Source organism: Protofrankia sp. Cr2 (genome assembly GCF_963555885.1).
Lineage (GTDB): Bacteria > Actinomycetota > Actinomycetes > Frankiales > Frankiaceae > Protofrankia.
Genome location: NZ_CAUVXG010000018.1, coordinates 1 through 20270, shown reverse-complemented (window position 1 = coordinate 20270; position 20270 = coordinate 1). Strand labels below are relative to the sequence as shown.

Below are 20270 nucleotides of genomic sequence, written 5' to 3'. Positions count from 1 at the left end.
GACTGCCGCTGGTCCGCCGGGTGATCCTCGCCGAGGATGCCGAGGACGAACGCAAGGCGCTCGCGGCCCTGGCCGACGCTCAGCGCGAGGACTTCCGCGACCTGCTGCGCGCGGTGGGGGATCGTCCGGTGACGGTGCGTCTCCTGGACGCGCCGATGCACGAGTTCCTTCCCCACGACGGTGACTATGACGACGACCGGCAGGCCGCCCGCGCCGGGCAACTGCGCGAGGCCAATCCCATGCTCGGCGTGCGCGGTGTACGGCTCGCCCTCCTGCACCCCGGGCTCTACCCGGCTCAGGTCGACGCCCTGTTCTCCGCCTGGATCGACGTCGCCGCCGAAGGCGTCCACCCGATCCTTGAGGTGATGATCCCGCTCGTCTCGATACCGCGGGAACTGGCCCTGGCCGCCGCCGCGGTCTCTGACGTCGCCAATGAGGTCGCTCGGCGCACCGGTGTCACCGTCGCGTACCGCATCGGCACGATGGTGGAGACGCCGCGGGCCGCGCTGCTGGCCGGCCAGCTGGCGGTGCACGCGGAGTTCCTGTCCTTCGGTACCAACGACCTCACCCAGCTCACCTACGGCTTCTCCCGGGACGACGTCGAGAGCCGGTTGCTGTCCGGCTATGTGGAACGCGGCCTGCTACCGGCAAGCCCGTTCGCCGAGCTCGACGCGGACGGCGTAGGCGAACTGCTCGCGCTCGCCACCCGGCGGGCCCGGGCGGTCCGCCCCGACATCAAGATCGGAATATGCGGGGAGCACGGTGGCGACCCGGCGTCAATCGCCACCCTTGAGCCCCTGGGACTCGACTACGTCTCGTGCTCGCCACAACGGGTGCCCGTCGCCCGGCTCGCGGCAGCCCAGGCAGCCCAGGCAGCCCAGGCAGCCCAGGCCACTATGATCAGTCCGGAGCGCACGCCATGACCGTCGACACCCGCGCAACCACCGCAACGGCCACCGGTTCCGACGACCGGCGTGAGGAGCTCGCAAGCCTGCGGGACACCGTCGCGCAGGCATGCCTCGAACTCGGGGGTCCGGCCCTGGCCCGCGGCCTAGGGGAGGACGGGCCAGGCTTCGACGAACACGCCTGGGAAATCCTGGGCCGCGAGATCGGCCTGGCATGTCTGGGCCTGCCGGTGGAGGCGGGCGGCGCAGGCGACCTCGCCGAGCTCGTCACCGTCGCCGAGGTGCTAGGCGCTCACCTGATGTGCGTCCCCTTCCTGTCCTCAACGGTGCTGGCCGGCCAGGTGCTGGCCGGCACCCTCGCGGCCGGCACTACCCCGGCCGGGCCGGGCGGATCCGCCGCGGCCACCGCACTCGCGCGGGTCGCGGCCGGGGATGTGGCCGCGCTCGCCGTCACCGACACCGACGGGCGCTGGCGTCCCGACCGCCTCCAGGTGACGTTTCAGAACGGGAGCGGGGCCGACACGTCCGCGCGGGTGACCCTCGACGGGGTCGCGCCCTTCGTCCTGGACGGCCCCGGCGCTCGCAGCCTCGTCGTCGCGGCCGTGCCGCAGCCAGGCGGCGGGCCCGATCTCTTCCTCGTCGACACCGACGAGCCCGGGGTGGACGTCACCCGCCTGGACACCCTCGACCTCACCCGGGCGCAGGCCCGGATCACCTTCACCGAGGCGGTCGCGACCCGGCTCACCCACGGCGCAACCGCGGCCGCAACAGTCGGCCCCGCGCTCGACACCGCGGGTGTGGTGCTCGCCGCCGAGCAACTCGGTGGCGCGCAGGCATGCCTGGACATGACCGTCGCCTATGTGAAGGAACGCCGGCAGTTCGGCCGTCCCATCGGCGGGTTCCAGGCCGTCAAACATCTGTGCGCGGACCTGCTCGTCCTCGTGGAGATGTCACGATCCGCCGTGGACCGTGCGCTCATCGCCGCGGACACGCCCGCGTTCACCGAAGCCGCGGCGGTGGCCCAGGCATGGTGCTCGGACGCCTTCCGCAGGGTCAGCGCGGAAACCGTCCAGCTGCACGGCGGAATCGGCTTCACCTGGGAACACGACGCCCACCTGTACTTCCGCCGCGCCCGCGCCGACGCCGTGCTACTCGGCGGCGCCGCCCACCACCGTGAACAGATCGCCGCCGTCCTGGGCTGGTAGCCGCCCGTCACCGCCGCGGACCGGGCAGCGCAGGACAGGGAACCGGCCCATGCCTCGCAACGCTCGGACCCCCTCTTCTAGTGACGCTCCGGCGCACACCACCTGTGGTGCGCCGGGGTCGGGACAGATCAGTTGTGGCATCCTGCCACCGGAGGAGCGCTTGGAGTGCAGTTGGTCGGGCGGTTGTCCCTGACGTCACTGCCGCGGGCGAGCGTCACCGTGCCGACGCTGTTGAAGATTCCCCCCGGGGCGACGGTGGCAGCGTTGTCCTCCACGTCGCTGCCGAAGAGCTGTACCGTGCTTCCGGCACCGATGTTGGCGATACCGCCACCCTGAGCGCCCGTACCGGTGGCGGTGTTATCCTCCACGTCGCTGTACCGCAGCGTGAGGGTGCTGGCGTTCTCGTTGGAGATGCCGCCACCACGACGGGCTGAGGTATTGCCGGTCACTTCACTGTCCCGCAGTGTCACCGACGCCCCGAAAAAGTTCCCGATACCGCCGCCCGCGAAAACGGACCCAGCACCGGCCGCATTACGAACCACAATGCTGTCGCGCAGTGTGGTGGTAGTCGAAGAGAAGAAGTTTGCGATGCCGCCGCCGCCATCGCCGGCGCTGTTTCCTCTGATGACGCTTGATTCAACCTTCAGATCCGCAGCACCCACATTACCCGCGTTGTCGATACCGCCGCCGGAAAACGTCGCGGTGTTTTTGGTGACCTTACTCGACCGAAGCGTCACGGTGCCACGGAAATTGTCGATGCCACCGCCGAATGTCGCATCGTTGTCGGTGACGGCACTGTACAGGAGCGCCACGGTGCCACCGGTGTTGAAAATGCCACCACCGCGGTTGATGAACGCGTTGACTCCCGTGCGGTCTCCCCCGCTGATCGTCAGATGGTCGAGCACGAGGGCACCCCCCGCGTCGACCTCAAGGATGCGGAACCGAGGCGCTGTCGACACACGGGCGATACGGGTGTCATTGCCTGTGATGGTGATGGGGCTCGTGACGGGCGGCAGCCCGTTCGGGCCACCGAAACCGCTGAAAACATCAGTTGTCAGAGCATAGGTGCAACGCTTGGCCAAGATCAGCGTGTCGTGCGTCGCGGGGGTGGAGTTCGCCGTGTTGATCGCATCGATCAGATCCTGGGTGTCGCACCGGACCCGGATCGGCGTCGATGCCGCCTGTGCGGTCGCCGCTGCGGCCTGGACCGGCGGCAGGCTGACGGTGGCCCCCGGCGGTGTCATGACCGCCGCCGGGGCCGCCTGGGCGGGCAGGGCCGTCGCACCGAGAGCGAACAGAAGCCCGCCGGAACCGGCCGCGAGCATCCCCATTCTGAAGATGGGTCCTGTACGTCGCATGAGAATCTCCTGAATTCTTCCGGGTGGGACCACCGTCGGATCCCACGCTCCATCGGGGACGAAAGCAGGTCGCGCCGGATCCGGGCACGGCGGAGAAAAATGACGCATCGAGGGAAATCCCGACGGCAACCCGGCAGGTTTCAACTCCGGCCTCAAATGAATGAATGACCGTGCGCCACTCCAACCATATTCCGATCGGCAACGATGCCAGGAGACTTCTACCGGAAAACCCGGGGGTTGAACAGCACCGACCGTGACACGCCCATTCCTAGCGGGTTATGCAAAGCCGGACGCAACTCACCCGATTCACAGGTTGATAAATGATGATCTCATATATTTTTCGGGTTCCGCACGAACATGAGGTTGACATATGTTTTCGCCCGGGGTAAGTATTCGGTGATGCCGTGGGAGGGCATGCCAAGCGCCCGACCGGTGGTGACGGCCGGGTAACGGGATCGGTGGGGGGATCGGGGTTATGACGGTGACGGACCGGACTGGATGATCGCTGGAGAATCATGGCCGTGGCTACCGGTGGTGTCCCCGGGGTCGATGACCCAGGGTAGGAACCGTTGCAGCGCCTCACCCTCGGGGGCCTTCCCGCCCGCGGTGGCGCACGCCTGGAGATACCCGGTCAGGTAGGCCAGGGGCTCGCGGCCGTTGCGTTCGGCGGTGGCGGTGGCGGCCACGGCCTGGTCGAACGCCTGGCAGGCCTGGGTGTGCCCGGTGCCGCCGACCGTGGCGGCGGTGAGCCCTCGGTGGGCGACGTACAGGTCCGCGATCCGCGCCACCCACTGGTCCCGCCAGATGCGTAGCTGGGGATGGGCGTCCCCGGCCCGGATGACATACCGGCAGCCCTAAAGCATTCCGGGTTCGCGGGTTTACCGGGCCGCGCCCCATCGTCGGGCCAAGGGGGGATCATGGCCCGAACCACGCAGTTGACCATGTGGGCGGACGGCGGGCAGCCGTCGCGGACGGTGACGTTTCCGGCCGATGACGACACCATGCGCCGTGTCGATGACCAAGCAAGCCACCACCAGCACGCGCCACGCGGCCCGAAGCAGGTCCAGGCGGGGCTGGTGCAACTTGTCTGTACTTGTCTCGAGGAGCCGATCTTGCATGCCCGCAATTCGCGGCAGTGCCTCCCTTGACCCGCCGTGGCCTCCTGGTCAAGATTGTGTCGGAACCTTTCGCGCATCTTCTCGGAGGATGATTTTATGCGCCTAACGCTTCTTGGTACCGACTCCCAAGAGGGTCACTGCCCCACGCTCTACGCTACGGATCGTGATACCTATGTCATCCAGGGGTGGACGGTGGCGGACCCGGAGGCGCTGGCCGACCTCAAAGACGTGTTGGACGGGGAGACCTTCGTGGAGATCCCCAAGGCCCTGCTGCGCTTCGCGGCGAACGAGCGCCCGGAGGTGGACCACTGAGCCTGATTCCCGGTGCGGAACTGGCCCAGCTGTTCCGCAGTTTCGAGCACACCGCCTTCCGCCTGGAGACGATGGACTACTACTACTCCCCGAACGAGACCAGGGCGTTGCAGCAGTTCGTGGCCGGGGAGGAGGTTGACCTCGGCTGGTTCCAGAACTGGCTGGGCCTGATCCGCGGGGCCGCCGCCGAGGGGCGACGGTTCGCCCGTGTGCGGGTCGTTAGCCTTCCGCTGACCGATTACAGCATGTTTGGGGTATTTTGTTCCCAACATACCAACGCCGCCGGCGAGGACATCCGTTACCTCGCCCGCGACCAGGCAGCGGATCTGCCTGACTACGACTACTGGCTGTTCGACTCCCGCACCCTCGTGCGGATGCACTTCGAGGACGACACGACGTTCCGCTGCGGCGAGATCATCGAGGACCCGGCCAGCGTGGTTCGTCATAGCTACTGGCGCGATGCCGCCTGGCACCGCGCCGTCCGACGGGATGACTTTGCCACCGACTAGTAGGACCGGCACCACCAGCGTGCAGGAGGCGCGCCGTTCCTTGGGGATGCGGCTCCGCGAGCTGCGCACGTCAGCCGGCTTGACCGGCCGGCAGCTCGCGGACGCCGCATCTTGGCCGGCGTCGAAGATCTCCAAACTCGAAAACGGTCGCCAGACCCCTACCGACGAGGACGTCTACACCTGGACGAGGGTTACGGATGCCGGGGGCGAGGCAGAAGGACTGCTTGCCTCCCTCCACACCCTGGAGCTGCAACATGCTGAGTGGCGGCGCCAGCTCGCCCCGGGCCTGCGTCCGCACCAGGATGAGCTGACCCAACTTGACGAGAAGACCCGGCTGTTCCGGGTGTTTGAGCCCACCTTCGTCCCCGGCCTGCTGCAAACCGCCGAGTACGCACGCGCCCGGTTTGCCCAGAGCATCACGGTCTTCAAGGTGCCCAACGACATCGACGACGCGGTGCGTGCCCGCGTCCAGCGCCAGGAGATGTTGTACCGTTCGGACAAACGGTTCCATTTCGTGCTGACCGAGGCCACCCTGCGCTACCGCCTGTGTGCCACGGACGTGATGATGGCCCAGCTAGATCGTCTGGTGTCGCTCTCGGCGCTGCGCAATGTCCGGCTGGGGGTCATCGGCTTCGACACCCGGTACGTCGTCGCTCCCACCCACGGCTTCTGGCTGCTGGATCACGAGCGGGTCATGGTCGAGACCTTCTCCGCCGAACTCAACCTGGCTCAGCCCCAGGAGATCGAGTTTTACGGCGGCATCTTCGACCAGTTGGCCGCCGTCGCCAGCTACGGCGGCGTCGCGCGGGCCATCATCACCCGCGTCCTAGATGACCTTGCGGCAGAGACCAGCGAACCCGCCGAGGATGGCTTGTAGTTTCGCGGCTCATACGCCGGCCAGAAATGTGCGAGAAATTCGGAGAATCATTCTGGTCATGCCCGTTCCAAGCCTTTACGCTCCGACCCAGGCCAGTTACCGCCATACCCAACCGGGGTCCTGGAGGACACAGGGTGAGCACCCTCGTCCCGCTGCTATCGCGCGGGCAGATCAGGCAACTTCCCCCACAGGCGCGCGAGGTTGTGGAGTACCGCAAGAGCGGCCTGAGCCTCAACCACATCCAGGGCTGCCCGCTGGACTGCGCCTACTGCATCCGCCACACCTACGGGCTGTGGGACCAACGCCAGCCCCTCGCCGTGATGACCGATGCCGAAGCCGTGGCCACGCTCGTCGGCCACCCCTACTTCCGGCCCGGCGTCACGCCGTTGCAGCTGCTGAACCGGGCCACCGAGCCGTTCCTCCCAGCGGTGAAGCCACACACCTTCGCCGTGTTGGAGGACCTGGACGTCCGCGGCCTGACCAACCACGTGCTTGTCATCACCCGGCACCAGATGCAGGCCGGGGACTGCGAACGGCTGGACCGGCTCCGGCACCTCAAGGTGACGTTGCTGTTCACCTACTCCGGCATCACCGACCGGCGCATCGAGCCCTACCCGTCCGAGGTGGCCGCCGCGTCGCTCAAGCTGGCCACGGCCCGGCATCCCCGTCCCTACCGCACCGTCTTCTATTGGCGTCCGCTGGTTCCCGGCATCAACGACTCGGATGAGCACCTGCGCCAGGCCGCCGCGCTCAGCGCCCACGCCGACGCCACCGTTTTCACCGGGTTGTTCTACCGCGACCAGATCGCCGCCTACTACCGCGACCACCAGTTGCCCGAGCCCTACGACGCCACCGCCCGGCGCAAGGTTGTCCCCGAAACGTTGGAACGCCGGGTGCTGGCCGCCATCGCCGGACGCGGGCCGCTGTTTCGCAAGACGAGTTGCGCCGTGTCCTACGCCCACGGCTTGGCCGACTACAACGGCCACTACGGCGTCCGCGAGCTGTGCGACATCTGCCCGCTGGGGCAGATCGACCGCTGCCGCCGGGGCCACCGCGTGCCCTCGACCGAGGAAATTCACACCCTCGCCGGCGGCGTCCCGGATACCGAGAGCATGGAGGTCATTGAGATCACCGAACGGGCTGCCGTCGTCGCCAGCCTGCCGCATGAGCAACCGCGCTACTTCCTGCAACACCAGCTGGGCTTCCAGATCCACGATGTGCGCCATCCCCACCACGCCGGGCGACATGGTCGGGCTGACATCGGCTGGCAGGAAGCAGGGGCATCGTGACCGACTGGACCAGTACTCGTTACGCAGTGGTTGACCTGGAAGGCAACGGCCAGCGGCCGCCCGACATCATCGAGCTGGCCGTCGTCCCCATCACCGACGGCGTCATCGGGGAGCCGGTCACGTGGCTGGTCCGGCCGGGCAGTCCCATCACCGGCTTCGCCCGGCGCATCCACGGCATCTCGGACGCGATGGTGGCCGAAGTGCCAACCTTCACCGACGTCGAAAAGGAGGTGCGCAGCGCCCTCGAAGGCCGCGTGTTTGTCGCCCACCACGCCTCCGTCGACCTCGGTGTGCTCCGGCGCAAGCTCACGAACTGGGAGCCGGGCGAAGTCTTCGACACCTTGAAGCTGGCCCGCCGGCTGCGGCCCGACCAGACCAGCTACCGCATGGGCGCGCTCGTCGCCGCCTTTGACCTGGCCAAGGGTCTGCCGCCTGAGCTGCGGCCCCACCGCGCCACCTACGACGCCCTGGTTACGGCCCGGCTGTTCGTCGTACTGGCCTCGCACCCGGACGGCGGCCCCCGCAACCTCGACGAACTTCGCACCACGAAACCAGGAGGCGGCGATGACCAAGCTGCGGCCCTTTTCTGACCACGAGCGGGGGCTGTTCATCAGCGTCGATGGACCCAGCGGTGCCGGAAAATCGACCCTGGTGCGCCACCTGGCTCAGCTGCTCGTGGCCGAAGGCCAGGACATCCACCTCACCGCGGAACCCTCGGCTGGACCCATCGGGGCGCTGGCCCGCGAGCTGACCGAGACCGTCACCGGCCACGCGCTGGCCTGCCTTTATGCCGCCGACCGCTACCACCACATGGAAACCGAAATCCGGCCGCACCTGGGAGCCGGGAAAACCGTTATCTCCGACCGTTACCTCCCCTCCGGCCTCGTCATGCAGCGCTTCGACGGCATCGACCCGGCTTTCCTCTGGTCGCTGAACGCCGAAGCCGACCGCCCCGATCTGTGCGTCATCTTGGAAGCCGACCCCGAGGTTATCGGCCGCCGCCTGATTGAGCGGGGCGCTCACAACCGCTTCCAACTCACACCGGGCTCCAGCCACGCCGAAACCTATTTTTACCGGCAAGCTACCGACCGCCTGATCCAAGCCGGCTTCGATGTTTTGCGCGTCGACTGTAGCCAGCGTCCACCCGAACGGGTCGCCGCCGGTATCCGGGACCGACTGATGAGCTTCTTCGCCACACCCGCCACGGAAACCCCGGCCTAGCGTGCCGTCAATATATCAACGAAGGATCAACCTCGGCCCCCAACGCAGGACCGGCGGCGCTGGATGGCGATCCCTTTCACGGAGGCGACCGGGATACCCGCCGCCGGTCCTGTAACCACCCCACCACCCATAGGGAGGGAGCACCATGCCCCAAACCGCCTACGGCTACATCAGCCTGGAGGACGACGACGAAACCGAGGTCGAACGGCTGCATGACCTCATCACCGCCTTCGCCCGCGCCGAGGGCATGGCCATCGGGGAAATTTACGTCGACCGCAACATGCCTTCCGGTCGCATCGTGCGGTCCGCCCTGACGATGTTGCTCGACGCCGTTTTGCGCGTCGAACACAGCCTCATCGTAGTCCCCACCCCGGAGCACCTGTCCAACCTCCAACCCATACGCCGCGCCATTGAGGTGGAGATCGAGGGCCTCGGGGCGCGGGTGGTGACCATCACCGGCGGCGGTACGCCGCAGCTGCCACACCAGCGTCAGCCGGCTATTCCTCTGCCGAGGTCGGCATGAGCTTGCCGGTATCGCCGGACATCCACGCGCCGGCTTTCGCCCGGCAACCTCCGGCCAATCTGCGGGTCAGCGTTCACCAGTTCGCCGCCGTCACGACGGCCCCGGGCCTCGCGCGTCGCCACGTGGCCGAAACCCTGCGGACCTGGGACCTGGACCCGCTCACCGGCACCGCCGAGCTGTTGGTATCCGAACTTATGACCAATGCCGTCCGGGCCTCCGCCCGGCTGGATCACCACCCCTCGCGGGTGGCGCTGCGCGTGAGCTGGGCCGTCACCAGCTTGATAATCGAAGTCTGGGACCGTGACGATCAGCCGCCCGTTCTCCAGGAACAAAACGTAGACGCCGAGGGTGGGCGGGGGCTGTATATCGTCGAAGCCCTCAGTAAAAGCACCGCCTACTACCCGTCGCCCACCGGCCAGGGCAAGGTTACCTGGTGCCTCATGGAAGCACCCTTGCCGAGGCGGATGACGCTCGCCAAATCCCAGGCATCGTTTCCGCCGCTCCCACGTCGCCATGCTCAGGCCGGACCCGCCGCTCCCCTTGATGTCTTCGACGACATGGCGGTTTTGCGGCGAGTCCTGGACGGCCTGCGCACCCTGGACAGCCGTCTGCCCCGAGGTGACGCTATGAGACACTAGGCCGACCGATTAGTGCCCATTCCCGCCCCGTTTCGGAGTCTTTCGTTATGCAGCCGCACGCAGATTGCTGGATGACCGAGTATCCCGCCTGGCTCCCTACAGAAAATGGGGCACGCCGCGTTTTTGCACTACCGGACGGGAGTCGGGTGTTGGCGGACGTCGAAGGTGACGACCTCACCCTTACCTCACTCAGCGGGAATACCCCGCAACCACTGGTGGATTACTTCGTTCTGCCAGATGGCGCGGCTAAGGCTCTCCCAGAGCTGGCGACGGCGCTCGCGGATCTGGGCCAGGTCGGACGCTTCCGCAATCCCTCCCTGTGGGAGGCGCTCGCCACCGGCATTTTGCGTCAGGTCATCCGGGCCGGGCAGTCGAAGAAGCTCTACCGGGAGTTGTGCGCGGCCCACGGGCAAAGCGTGCCCCTGCCGGACGGCGACACCTACGCTCTGTTTCCGGCGCCGGAAACCGTCCTGGATATTACCGACGCTCAATTTGACGAACTCGGCTTGGCCTTTAAGCGAATGCCGCTGCGGGCCGCCGCCACCGCCTATCTCAGCAACGGAATGCAGTGGACCAGCCTCCCACGGCCCGCGCTCATCGACGAACTCCAAAGCGTCCGTCGCATCGGTCCGTGGACGGCCGGGGCCGCCGTTGCGGACTTCACCAATGATTGGGGCCTCTACCCCTACGCGGATCTGGCCGTTCGTACCTGGGCACACCGGGCCGCCCCGTCGCACCTTTGGTATCACAACGAACGAGTGTTCGGCACCCAGTGGCGGCATCTAGCCGGCGAGCACCTTTCCACCCTGACGCTTCTCACCCTCGCTTGGGGATCACGCCATGGAGACATCGGATGAAGGGCTGGTTGCTGGCGCCGACTTAAACCGGCCCCTCGACGCCCTGTTTATCAACGCCCCGCTGCGCGATTACAGCCTGCGGCCCCGCGTCAACGACTTCACGTTGCCGGTGCTCGGCATGGCCTACATCGCCACCTATGCCGCCGCGCAAGGCTTCAACGTCGGGGTGCTCGACGCCGAAGCTCTGGGGCTTGGGGTGAAGGAGACGTACCAGCTCGTCAACCGTCGGGGTCCGCGCTGGGCCGGCTTCAACCTCCTGGCCCCCACCTACGAGATGAGCGCCCAGATTGCAGACGGCCTGGACCCGGGCATCATGGTGATGGTCGGCGGCCACCAGGCGAAGGCCATGCCGGAGGCCGTCATTACTGACCCGCGCTTTGACCAGCTCGAAGCCCTGGTGCTCGGCGAGGGCGAAACGCGGGTGGTGGAGCTGCTACGGGACAAGCGCTCGCGGGCTGAGCTGCCCGGCGTCATGTGGCTTGATCCCATCCTCCACCGGCCTGCTACGGGGGGCCGTCCTGGCACCAGCCACCACCTCGCCCCGGATATCGACGAGCTGCCGTTTGTGGACCGGCGGTTTCTGGCGGATGACCCCTACCGCGCCCCGGACGGCCGCCTGGAGGCCAACCTCGTCGGTGCCCGCGGCTGCCCCTACGACTGCTCTTTCTGCGGAGCCGCCGTCAGCGCCAACCCGGACGTAACCATCCGCACCCGCACCCCTGGCAACATCATCTCCGAGATGGACGCGCTGCACGCCGGCTACGGTGTGACCGCCTTCCGCTTCGTGGATGATCTGTTCCTCGGCTACGAGCAGTTCATCCGCCGCTGCATGGCCGCCTTCACCGAGCACCAGATCGGCGGCCGGTACGTCTGGGACGCCACCGGGCGCATCAACATCCTGTACCGGGCCGACGACGCCTTGCTTGATCGGCTTGCCGCCAACGGCTTGCGCGAGGTCGCCCTCGGGGTCGAGTCCGGCAGCGAGCGGCTGCTCGGGTACATGGGTAAGCGCATCACCCCGGACATGACCCGGGCCGTTGTCCGCCGTCTGACCGAGCGCGGCATCTCGGTCAAGGGCTACTTCATCCTGGGCTTCCCCACCGAAACCCGGGAGGAACTGGCCGCCACCATGGGGCACGTCCGGGAGCTGTGGGAGGTGGCGGACGCTCACCCTGGCAACTTCCGGGCCAGCGTCTTCGAGTTTCGGCCGTACCCAGGTACCCCGGAGTGGGACCGGCTGCTGTCGACCGGCCAGTACGAGCCGAAGCAGCTGCTCGACTACACCGCCGTTGACCTCACCGAGGATGGGGTGGATGAGGCCATGCGGGGCCGCGACGAGTTCAACTTCTCCGTCAACCTCCAGTTCGGGGAGGCCAGCGTGGACGAGGTGCGGACTGCCCTGGTGGAGCTGTCCCGCGAGCAACACGCGCGTTTGAGCGGCCGACGATGAGTAGCGGCTTCTTCGTGGCCATCGACGGACCCAGCGGCGTCGGCAAGACCACCGTTACGCACATCCTGGCCCGGCAGCTCATCGGCCGGGGCTTGTCAGTGCTCACCACCAAGGAGCCCACCGCCACACCGCTCGGCAACCTGACCCGCTTCGGCACCGACGATTACCGGGGCCTGGCCCTGGCCTGCCTGGTGGCGGCCGACCGCTACCAGCACCTCGAAACCGAAATTCGGCCTGCCCTGGCCGCCGGCACCGTCGTGGTGTGCGACCGCTACGTGGCATCGTCCCTCGTGCTGCAACGTCTCGACGGCGTACCGGCTGAGTTCCTGGAGGTACTGGCTGCCCAAGCCGACCGGCCCGATCTGACCGTCATCCTCGCCGGCGACCCCACCCGCTCGCGGGAACGAGCTAAGCAACGCGGCCTCTACAGCCGTTTCCACCGCGGCGGGGCGGAAGCCGGCGTAGCCGAAGCCGGGGGCTACCGGGCCGTCGCGGCCAAGCTGGAGGCCGGCGGCTACGCCGTCCTGGTCCACGACATCGGGGATCAGACGGGCGAAGAGGTCGCCGCCGTCCTGGCATCGTCGGTGCTTACCCGGCTGACAGGCACACCGGCCGCTCCTTCTTGAGCCGCCCGTACCAGCGAGTCATACGTCAGTGCTGTACGCCGGGCCTCGGTCCCGAGGGTCGAGACGAAGGCGGCCAGCTCGTCTTGAACGCCGGCGGTTGACTGGTCGGCTGCCACCATCCGCTCCAGCTCCAAGAAGGTGCCGACGTTTTCAACTTCGTCCAGGCACAGCGACACTTCGCCATGCCGGCCGGTACGGCGGGACTTTGCGATGCGCACCGTGGCCCAGTAGCCCATGCGCAAAATCGCCTGATGCATCTGCTCCCGGTCCACCACCTCGGTTTCGTATTCCAAACAGTCTTGAGCGTTCGCGCCCGGCTGCTTGAAGGTAAACCAGTGGCGGCCGTTCACGGTACGCAGGCGCAGGAATGGCAGGCCAAGCCGGCTGTCCCCGAAGGACCAGCCGACCGGGGCGAAAGCCTGGTCGTCTTGAAAGACCGGCTCTCCCAGCTTGACGCCACGCGCTCCCAGGGCCGCAAGCAGCGTCGCAGGGTCGGCCACCTCATATTTAACCTCAACCTCGCGCACCAGCAACCTTCCGTCGATGAACCAGTAGGCTCAATTTTAGCTGACTCTCCGGGACTCTGGAACGTTATTCAAAACCTGATTGAGAGCTTCTCCGGGCAGTCGATCTCACCAACGTTCGATCAAGATCTGCGTGTCGCGCAGACAACGGTCCTTCCCGTTAGTATTGGTTCAGTCGTCGAACATCGCCAATACCAATCGAGGGAAAGACCGTTGCGATACCAGCGCACCACCGGCTTGATGCTGACGCAGATGCAGGAACTTGTCGCGCGCGTTAGGAGCTCCTTGAAAGAGCCGTGGAACAAGAAAACCGGCCGACCGAAGGCGTCCGGGCTGTACAGGGCGGTCGAGACCGCATGCATGTACCTACGGCAGAATGCCACCGAGGAATTTTTGGGCGATCTACGAGGCATCTCCCAAGCCACGGTCTCGTGAATTATCACTACGCTGGTGCCCATCGTGAAGGCCGTCCTCGAGGAGTTCGTGCCAGACGTCGAGGAGGCCATCGAGATGGTCAACAGGCGGGTGTGCCTGGTCGACGGCACCATCACTCCCTGCTGGTCCTACGACGACCAGCCCGACTTGTGGAGCCGCAAATAGGGCACCACGGGGTTCAACGCACAGCTGGTGAGCGTGCTCGACGGGAATGCGGTCTACGTCTCCGACCCGCTGCCCGGCAAGACTCATGACGCTCAAGCTTTCGCCGATACACCCGTCACGGAGATCGTCAAACATTCTGGCAGTGGAATCGGCGACAAAGGCTACCAAGGATGCAGCGGCATGGCCACGCCACAAAAAACGCCACGCGACGGTGAGCTCAGCAAGAACGACAAAAAATGCAACACCGAGATCTCTGCGCTTCGGGCACCCATCGAGCAGCTCATCGCACACTTCAAGTCGTGGCGCATATTTCACACCGACTACCGACGCCTGTATAACACCTATCATGATGCATATGACGCCGCTTGTGGCTTGTTCTTCTTCTCACTCGAATGGGGTGGTGCAGCGCTGCCGGTACCGCAGCCTGCGGTGCACGATCGCCAATGATCGTCACCTGCCAGTCGATCTGCTCGCTGTCCTCGGTCCCCAGCGGTTCGAACGCCGCCCCGCACCCGGCGCAGGTCCGCTCGGCGGCGGGCACATCGTGGATCTCCTCCCGGGTCTCCAGATGGGAGTAGTCCCGCCGGCCGTGGCCCGGGCTTCCCCGGCGCTGCCCACGCCGGGCCGGGGCGGCGCCCGAGCTGGCACTGTCCCGCTCATCCTGACCGTCAGGGTGCGCCGTCTCCTGCCGGTCCGGGGCCGGGCCGGTCTTCTCCGAAGAGCGACCGAACAGCATCCGGCTCAGGACCGCGACCTGTTCGGCGAGATCCATGGTCCGCTGGCTGGTCTCGGTCAGGCGGGATCGCACGTCCGCCAGCTGCGCTTCGGCCCGCTCGGCACGCTCACGCCAGTACGCCACATCGGCGACGTCATCGAGCACAGGCGTGGGCGGCACCCCATCCAGGACACACCAGCGGGCTCATCCCTGCCACGCGAACCACACCCAGGCTGTTCACGGACCGCCCCACCACCCCGCATCCACCCCTACAGCCCCGTGACAGGGCGGAACCAGCCGCCCCACGGCATCACCGAATACCTACCGCCCGGGAAGCGACATCCTCTGACGTCGACGCTCCGCTCGTCGAAGCCGCGGCGGTGGCCCAGGCCTGGTGCTCGGACGCCTTCCGCAGGGTCAGCTCGGCGGCGCCGCCCACCACCGTGAACAGATCGCCGCTGTCCTGGGCTGGTAGCCGCCCGTCACCGCCGCGGACCGGGCAGCGCAGCGCAGGGAACCGACCCATGACGAGTGGATGGTTGACACACATTTTCCACCCGAAAACCGGCGCCTCCTGGCGTCTTCCTTCCACTCGTCTGTTCCAGGTGATCACCGGCATCCACGCTGGTCGTGGACGCCGGCGACACCGACAAGCCCTGAGGTGGCGCTGCCGTCCCCGACCGGTAGGCGTCCGTCAGCAGTCAGCACTCCGTGCACTACTCCAGCTACTCCAGCTACTCCAGGCAGATGCCACGGTCGATCACGACATACTGTCCGGTCGTCACGCTGTTGACGATCGCACGGTCGGCGATGGTCAGGCGGACGACATACCCGCACGGGGTGAGCCGGGACAGGTCCAGCGTGAACGATGTCCCGACGAACGGCGTCTGGGTGCCGGCCGTGATGCCGACCGTGAGCGGGGTCAGCGGGATCGGCCCACCCGGGCCGCCCAGCACCGAGATCGACCAGGCTTCGAAGTGTCGGTCCCGGGCGACGAACCGGCCGCCCAGCGGTCCGCGCGGCAGCCGGCAGGCGCCCGCGGTGAACAGCTCCAGGTCGCCCGCGTTCACGGTGTCGGTGGCCAGCGCGACGCCCTTGACGGTGTTGTCCAACTGCACCCGAGCGGTGTCGACGACGTTACCGAGGGTGTCGAGTTCCAGGGTGAAGTCCCACCGGTCGTCACCGCCGGGTGCGGACACGCCCAGCACCCCGGTCGTGTTGACCAGCCAGGACGGCCACGGCACCCAACCGTTGACCGGGTCTGGTGTCACAGTCCCATGCGCGCCGTTACCGTCTACCACGGAGAACGGCGTCGTCAGCAGGATGCTGCCGCCGCTGTCCACATTGGTTGCGCGGATGCGGTACTGGTGACCCACCAGCGCCGGGTCCGGCGGCCCGTACAACTCGACCCAGCCGGCGAACGGGCAGTCCGACGGCAGCGGCACGGTCGACGTTCCGAGCACGGCTCCCGGCACGGTCAGGCCACTGACCAGGTCGACATCACTCGCGGCAACCCCACCCACGATCGTGAAGCGCGCCGTGCCGTCGTAGGGCCGGCCGGGCTCGACCTGCACATGCCGGTCGATCCGGTTACCCCATACAGGCACGGCATCGGGATCCGTCGTGGACGGCGCGGTCGCCCACGACAGCACCGCGCGCACCCGTCCAATCATGGGATGGGTGCAGTCGCGCCGCAGCGCTCCCAGGTCCACGGGCAGGATGGCCGCATAGCACAGGCCGTCCCTGACATCGGGATAGTCGTGGACGTTGACCGCGACCGTTCCCAGATAGGTGAAGCCGCAGTCCTTACCCCACTCGGCCCAGAACGCGACGTACTCCTGGCTGCCGGCTCTGCATGGCGGGCCGGAGTAGCCGGCGGACTTGTTGACCCGGAACGAGGCGACCAGGGCCGACAGCCCGCTGTCGAGGCCGAGGCACTCCAGCTGCTCGTAGGTGGTGTTGCCGGAGACGTCATCGACCGTCTTCAGCACGGCGGCGAGGTCGACACCGGCCGCTTTCGCGACGACCGCCGAGCCCGCCAGGGTGCCCGGATCGGCGAACGGTGCGGACGCCGTCGCCGCCAATGCCGGGAAAGCGAAACGGTGTGGCGGCACGTCGTCGGGTTGGTAACTCCGGGCGAGCAGCTCCAGCCCGAGTGGTTGCTGCGGCTCGGGGTCGGGGTCGGGGCCGGGTACCGGGGGTTGCTCGACGACGTGCAGGGGAAGCTGGGTGAGCAGGTCGGGCGGCAGGTGATGGGCGATGTCGCCGAACACGAACCGGCGTGGCGAGATCTGGACCCGGCACTCGTGGACGTCGCCCCAGATCGGCTGCCAGTCCGGCTGCCCCGGGGGTGGGGGCAGCTCCCACGACAGGATCGCCCGCACCAACGGCAGCACCGGACGTCCGCACCAGTCGCGGGACGGGGTGTGGGCGACGCCGCAGGTATAGCTGAGCGGGTGGGTGGGCTCGCGCTGGCAGTCCCGCCCAACGGGGATGTCGTGGACGTTGACGGCAGCCATCCCCGCGTCCGACCAGCCACTGCCGTAGTCGATGTAGAACCGTACGTACTCGAAGGATCCGGCGGTGCACAGCCCGCCGCGGTAGCCCGATGCCCGTTTGACCAGCAGGGTCGCCTCGATGCGGTCGCGGCGCTGCTGGTAGGCCACGCAGGAAAGCCCCTCGAAGGCCGTGTCGCCCTTCTTCTGCTCGACGGCCTCGAAGCCGAGGTCGGGCGCGGACCCGAAATAGTTCGGGTTCGCTGCGAGCAGCCAGCGGAAATTGTGCCGTTCACGTGGTACCGGTAATGCGACGACGATGGATTCACTCGGTTCGGTCGCTGGCATGTCAGTCCTCCTGCTCGATACGCGGATGACCAGCTGGCGAACCGGTGGCGGTATATCTGGCGGGACTTCTGGCGGGACTTGGGATGTCGTCCCGTCCCGTTCCGTCCCGGCAGGTGTTTCGTGGAACTATTCGAAAGAATGCCAGAAGAATACGATGAAACGGTTCGCGAGACTGGCCAGCCAGGTGACGGACAGCACGCTACAACCTATCGGACAGAATGCACCAGCCCTGGTTTCTGTCGCCTGCCCGACCCGGGGAGAACACCGGGTCACCGTCCCTGGAGAAAACTCCCACCGAGCGAATCCCCGTGAAACCCCGGTGGAATCCCCGGGTCGAGGGAACCGCGACCACGGCTCGCCTGTCGGCGGACCTGAGTAGGTCGCCGGCGGCGTCCCTTCTGCCGCCGTCAACACACCCCGCCGTCAACACGTGCCAGCGGCGCGTACGCGCCATGCCAGCGTCGCCCGGCAGTATCTGGCGTATGACGTTCGCCATCCATGCCGAAAAGATCACTAAGCGCTTCGGTGACACCCACGCGTTAGCCGGCATCGATCTGGCGGCGCGTGAGGGCACCGTGCTCGGCGTGCTGGGGCCCAACGGTGCCGGGAAGACCACCGCCGTGCGCATCCTCGCCACCCTGCTGCGCGCCGACTCCGGGCACGCCACAGTGGCCGGCTTCGACGTCGCGCGCAACCCGCAGCAGGTCCGTATGCACATCGGCCTGACCGGTCAGTACGCCTCCGTCGACGAGGACCTGACCGGCGTCGAGAACCTCGTCATGATCGGCCAGCTGCTCGACCTGCCAGCGGCGGCGGCCCGGCGGCGGGCGGGCGAGCTGCTGGAGTGGTTCGACCTGGTCGAGGCCGGCGGCCGGCTGGCCAAGACCTACTCCGGCGGCATGCGGCGCCGGCTCGACCTCGCCGCGTCGCTCGTCGGCCGACCAACAGTGATCTTCCTGGACGAGCCGACGACCGGCCTGGACCCGGTGAAACGGGAGGAGATGTGGGACGTCGTGCGCAGCCTGGTCAACGACGGCTCGACGGTCCTGCTGACCACCCAGTACCTGCAGGAGGCCGACGCGCTCGCCGATGAGATCACCGTCATCGACCACGGCCGGGTGATCGCCCACGACACCCCGGACGGCCTCAAGCGGGTGCTCGGTGGCCAGCGCCTGAGCGTCCGCCCGGCCGACCCGGCCCAGCGCGACGCGTTGAGCCGGCTGCTCGCCGACATCTCGGGGTCAACGCCGCAGCCCGACGGCCGCGACCGCCTGACCGTCGCCGTCGACAGCGACGAGGTACTGCCGGAGGCGATCGCCCGGCTGCAGCTGGCCGGCATCCGCGTCACCGAACTGTCTCTGCACCTGCCGAGCCTGGACGAAGTGTTCTTCACCCTCACCAACAGCCGCACCAGAACCGAACAGGAGTCGGCCGCATGACGGTCACGACCACCGCAGTGCGGCGGCCACCCGCCGCACTGGTACCCGGACCCCCGGCCGCGGCCGCGCGCCACCGGCAGCGGCAGCGGCAACGTGCGCTGCGCCATGCCCTGGTGCTTGCGCGCCGGAATCTGATCAAGACCATGCGGACACCTGAACAGCTCGTCGACGTGACGCTGCAACCCGTGATCTTTCTGTTGCTGTTCGTCTATCTTTTCGGTGGCGCGATCGGCGGCGGCTCCCAGCACGACTACCTTGAGTTCCTGCTGCCGGGGATGCTCGGCCAGTCCATCGCCATGGGCAGCATCGCGCTGGGGCAGAACCTCAACGCCGACATCGAGAAGGGGGTGTTCGACCGGTTCCGGGCGCTGCCCATCACCCGGTCGGCTCCGCTGGTCGGCGCGGTCCTCGCCGATGTCGTGCGCTATCTGCTGTTGTGTGTCATTCTTCTGGGCTTCGGGTACCTCATCGGCTTCCGTATCGCCACCGACCCGCTGTCACTGATGGCCGCGCTGGGGCTGTCGATCGCGTTCGCCCTGTGCTTCTGCTGGATCTCGGTGTGGGTCGGCATGGTGGCGCGTACCCCCGGTACGGTACAGGGGATCATGTTCATGCTGGTGCTGCCGCTGTCGTTCGGCAGCAACACCTTCGTCCGGGTCTCGACGATGCCCGGCTGGCTGCAGGCGCCGGTCAAGGTGAACCCGATCTCGCACCTGGTCGGTACGGTGCGCGGCCTGATGCTGGGCGGACCGATCGCCTCGGACCTGGTCTGGACGCTGGGCTGGATGGCGGCATTGCTGGCGCTGTTCGTGCCGCTCGCCCTGCGGGCCTACAACCGCCGCGCTTAGTCCCCGGGGAAGCGCGGGCCCGTCAGGTGGTCGGGAGCACGGTCGGGAGCAGGTCCGGGTCGAGCCGGGCGACGGCCGCGGCGCGGTCCATCGCCCGGCCACGGCCGTATGCGCAGGCGAAGTCGGCACCCAGTTCGCCGCGCAGCCGCGCGGACAGGTCGGCGACGTCGAGCGAGGTGGCGTCCGCGCTGCCGCGTAACGTCTCGCACGCGCCGAGGATCTCCGCCGCGGTGGCGGGCTCGCCCGCGCGCGCCGCGACGTCGGCCACCACCACGCCGACGGCGGCCAGGATCGGCAGGTCCTTCGTGCCGACGGCCGACGGGTAGGCGCGGCGCAGCTGGGTGCGGGCCCCGGCGAGGTCGCCGTCGGCGGCGTGCAGCGCAGCCGCGGACGCCAGGACGAACGAGCTGCCG

General features: G+C 67.5%; 22 protein-coding genes and 2 pseudogenes. 17 read left to right on the top strand and 7 right to left on the bottom strand.

The window, feature by feature from the left end; translation table 11 throughout:
• Positions 1-923, top strand: a 923-nt coding sequence (locus U9978_RS10810) for a putative PEP-binding protein (protein ID WP_322760956.1), incomplete at its 5' end; no start/stop codon positions are given.
• On the top strand, positions 920-2110 hold the full coding sequence (locus tag U9978_RS10805; protein ID WP_322760955.1) for an acyl-CoA dehydrogenase family protein: 1191 nt from the start codon (positions 920-922) through the stop codon (positions 2108-2110). The genes U9978_RS10810 and U9978_RS10805, both read left to right, overlap by 4 nt.
• A 128-nt stretch (positions 2111-2238) precedes the next feature.
• Here the strand turns inward: U9978_RS10805 and U9978_RS10800 are convergent, their stop codons facing one another.
• Positions 2239-3468: a hypothetical protein gene (locus U9978_RS10800; RefSeq protein ID WP_322760954.1), complete on the bottom strand. Its 1230-nt coding sequence runs from the start codon at positions 3466-3468 to the stop codon at positions 2239-2241.
• Positions 3469-3941: 473 nt separating this feature from the next.
• Positions 3942-4256, bottom strand: a complete 315-nt coding sequence (locus U9978_RS10795; protein WP_322760953.1) for a hypothetical protein — start codon at positions 4254-4256, stop codon at positions 3942-3944.
• Positions 4257-4682: 426 nt separating this feature from the next.
• Between U9978_RS10795 and U9978_RS10790 the strand changes: the two genes are divergently transcribed.
• The 11 genes from U9978_RS10790 to tmk (U9978_RS10740) all read left to right on the top strand — a co-directional run bounded on the left by U9978_RS10790 (position 4683) and on the right by tmk (U9978_RS10740) (position 12888).
• Positions 4683-4898, top strand: a complete 216-nt coding sequence (locus U9978_RS10790) for a hypothetical protein (RefSeq protein WP_322760952.1) — start codon at positions 4683-4685, stop codon at positions 4896-4898.
• A complete protein-coding gene (locus tag U9978_RS10785) occupies positions 4895-5407 on the top strand; it encodes a DUF6879 family protein (RefSeq protein WP_416210926.1) in 513 nt (170 codons plus the stop codon). The genes U9978_RS10790 and U9978_RS10785 overlap by 4 nt, the downstream gene beginning before the upstream one ends.
• A 19-nt stretch (positions 5408-5426) precedes the next feature.
• The gene (locus U9978_RS10780) at positions 5427-6284 is read left to right on the top strand and encodes a helix-turn-helix transcriptional regulator (RefSeq protein WP_322760950.1); all 858 of its coding nucleotides are present in this window, start codon (positions 5427-5429) and stop codon (positions 6282-6284) included.
• A gap of 134 nt (positions 6285-6418) precedes the next feature.
• On the top strand, positions 6419-7573 hold the full coding sequence (locus U9978_RS10775) for a radical SAM protein (protein WP_322760949.1): 1155 nt from the start codon (positions 6419-6421) through the stop codon (positions 7571-7573).
• Positions 7570-8163, top strand: coding sequence for a 3'-5' exonuclease (locus tag U9978_RS10770; RefSeq protein WP_322760948.1), 594 nt, complete (start codon positions 7570-7572; stop codon positions 8161-8163). Before U9978_RS10775 ends, U9978_RS10770 begins: the two co-directional genes overlap by 4 nt.
• On the top strand, positions 8138-8794 hold the full coding sequence (tmk, locus tag U9978_RS10765) for a dTMP kinase (RefSeq protein ID WP_322760947.1): 657 nt from the start codon (positions 8138-8140) through the stop codon (positions 8792-8794). The genes U9978_RS10770 and tmk (U9978_RS10765) overlap by 26 nt, the downstream gene beginning before the upstream one ends.
• A 145-nt stretch (positions 8795-8939) precedes the next feature.
• Positions 8940-9317, top strand: a complete 378-nt coding sequence (locus U9978_RS10760) for a recombinase family protein (protein ID WP_322760946.1) — start codon at positions 8940-8942, stop codon at positions 9315-9317.
• Positions 9314-9955 (top strand): ATP-binding protein, encoded by a 642-nt coding sequence (locus tag U9978_RS10755; protein WP_322760945.1) that lies wholly within the window; start codon positions 9314-9316, stop codon positions 9953-9955. Before U9978_RS10760 ends, U9978_RS10755 begins: the two co-directional genes overlap by 4 nt.
• 146 nt (positions 9956-10101) lie before the next feature.
• Entirely contained in the window at positions 10102-10812 is a 711-nt protein-coding gene (locus U9978_RS10750) for a hypothetical protein (RefSeq protein WP_322760944.1), read from the top strand.
• Positions 10796-12262 carry a B12-binding domain-containing radical SAM protein gene (locus tag U9978_RS10745; RefSeq protein ID WP_322760943.1) on the top strand — a complete coding sequence of 489 codons (1467 nt, stop codon included), beginning with the start codon at positions 10796-10798 and terminating at the stop codon, positions 12260-12262. Before U9978_RS10750 ends, U9978_RS10745 begins: the two co-directional genes overlap by 17 nt.
• Positions 12259-12888, top strand: a complete 630-nt coding sequence (gene tmk / locus U9978_RS10740) for a dTMP kinase (protein ID WP_322760942.1) — start codon at positions 12259-12261, stop codon at positions 12886-12888. Before U9978_RS10745 ends, tmk (U9978_RS10740) begins: the two co-directional genes overlap by 4 nt.
• Here tmk (U9978_RS10740) and U9978_RS10735 read toward each other — a convergent pair.
• A complete protein-coding gene (locus U9978_RS10735) occupies positions 12807-13415 on the bottom strand; it encodes a class IV adenylate cyclase (RefSeq protein ID WP_322760941.1) in 609 nt (202 codons plus the stop codon). The genes tmk (U9978_RS10740) and U9978_RS10735 overlap by 82 nt on opposite strands.
• Before the next feature lie 456 nt (positions 13416-13871).
• On the opposite strand from U9978_RS10735, the gene U9978_RS10730 reads away from it, so the two are divergent.
• Both U9978_RS10730 and U9978_RS10725 read left to right on the top strand, forming a co-directional pair.
• Positions 13872-14012, top strand: coding sequence for a hypothetical protein (locus U9978_RS10730; RefSeq protein ID WP_322760940.1), 141 nt, complete (start codon positions 13872-13874; stop codon positions 14010-14012).
• Between the two features lie 18 nt (positions 14013-14030).
• Positions 14031-14375: pseudogene (locus U9978_RS10725) on the top strand (transposase family protein); the annotation flags it as partial.
• On the opposite strand, the gene U9978_RS10720 reads toward U9978_RS10725, so the two are convergent.
• From U9978_RS10720 to U9978_RS10710, 3 genes are all read right to left on the bottom strand, one after another.
• Entirely contained in the window at positions 14305-14748 is a 444-nt protein-coding gene (locus U9978_RS10720) for a hypothetical protein (RefSeq protein ID WP_322761013.1), read from the bottom strand. The pseudogene U9978_RS10725 and the gene U9978_RS10720 sit on opposite strands and share 71 nt — an antisense overlap.
• A gap of 289 nt (positions 14749-15037) precedes the next feature.
• Positions 15038-15253 (bottom strand): hypothetical protein, encoded by a 216-nt coding sequence (locus U9978_RS10715; protein WP_322760939.1) that lies wholly within the window; start codon positions 15251-15253, stop codon positions 15038-15040.
• 208 nt (positions 15254-15461) lie between these two features.
• On the bottom strand, positions 15462-17570 hold the full coding sequence (locus tag U9978_RS10710) for a hypothetical protein (protein ID WP_322760938.1): 2109 nt from the start codon (positions 17568-17570) through the stop codon (positions 15462-15464).
• A gap of 482 nt (positions 17571-18052) precedes the next feature.
• Here U9978_RS10710 and U9978_RS10705 point away from each other — a divergent pair, with 482 nt between their 5' ends.
• A complete protein-coding gene (locus tag U9978_RS10705; RefSeq protein WP_322760937.1) occupies positions 18053-19009 on the top strand; it encodes an ATP-binding cassette domain-containing protein in 957 nt (318 codons plus the stop codon).
• Positions 19006-19857 carry an ABC transporter permease gene (locus tag U9978_RS10700; RefSeq protein ID WP_322760936.1) on the top strand — a complete coding sequence of 284 codons (852 nt, stop codon included), beginning with the start codon at positions 19006-19008 and terminating at the stop codon, positions 19855-19857. The genes U9978_RS10705 and U9978_RS10700 overlap by 4 nt, the downstream gene beginning before the upstream one ends.
• A 22-nt stretch (positions 19858-19879) precedes the next feature.
• Here the strand turns inward: U9978_RS10700 and U9978_RS10695 are convergent.
• Positions 19880-20270 (bottom strand): annotated as a pseudogene (locus U9978_RS10695) (AfsR/SARP family transcriptional regulator); the annotation flags it as partial.

What these genes read in the sequence shown, in the direction of transcription:
- U9978_RS10745 (WP_322760943.1), top strand. Translation starts at nt 10,796, where the DNA reads ATGGAGACATCGGATGAAGGGCTGGTTGCTGGCGCCGACTTAAACCGG.
- U9978_RS10710 (WP_322760938.1), bottom strand. Translation starts at nt 17,570, where the DNA reads ATGCCAGCGACCGAACCGAGTGAATCCATCGTCGTCGCATTACCGGTA.
- U9978_RS10705 (WP_322760937.1), top strand. Translation starts at nt 18,053, where the DNA reads ATGACGTTCGCCATCCATGCCGAAAAGATCACTAAGCGCTTCGGTGAC.
- U9978_RS10805 (WP_322760955.1), top strand. Translation starts at nt 920, where the DNA reads ATGACCGTCGACACCCGCGCAACCACCGCAACGGCCACCGGTTCCGAC.
- tmk (WP_322760947.1), top strand. Translation starts at nt 8,138, where the DNA reads ATGACCAAGCTGCGGCCCTTTTCTGACCACGAGCGGGGGCTGTTCATC.
- U9978_RS10760 (WP_322760946.1), top strand. Translation starts at nt 8,940, where the DNA reads ATGCCCCAAACCGCCTACGGCTACATCAGCCTGGAGGACGACGACGAA.
- U9978_RS10800 (WP_322760954.1), bottom strand. Translation starts at nt 3,468, where the DNA reads ATGCGACGTACAGGACCCATCTTCAGAATGGGGATGCTCGCGGCCGGT.
- U9978_RS10715 (WP_322760939.1), bottom strand. Translation starts at nt 15,253, where the DNA reads ATGGGTCGGTTCCCTGCGCTGCGCTGCCCGGTCCGCGGCGGTGACGGG.
- U9978_RS10755 (WP_322760945.1), top strand. Translation starts at nt 9,314, where the DNA reads ATGAGCTTGCCGGTATCGCCGGACATCCACGCGCCGGCTTTCGCCCGG.
- U9978_RS10700 (WP_322760936.1), top strand. Translation starts at nt 19,006, where the DNA reads ATGACGGTCACGACCACCGCAGTGCGGCGGCCACCCGCCGCACTGGTA.
- U9978_RS10720 (WP_322761013.1), bottom strand. Translation starts at nt 14,748, where the DNA reads ATGCTGTTCGGTCGCTCTTCGGAGAAGACCGGCCCGGCCCCGGACCGG.
- tmk (WP_322760942.1), top strand. Translation starts at nt 12,259, where the DNA reads ATGAGTAGCGGCTTCTTCGTGGCCATCGACGGACCCAGCGGCGTCGGC.
- U9978_RS10790 (WP_322760952.1), top strand. Translation starts at nt 4,683, where the DNA reads ATGCGCCTAACGCTTCTTGGTACCGACTCCCAAGAGGGTCACTGCCCC.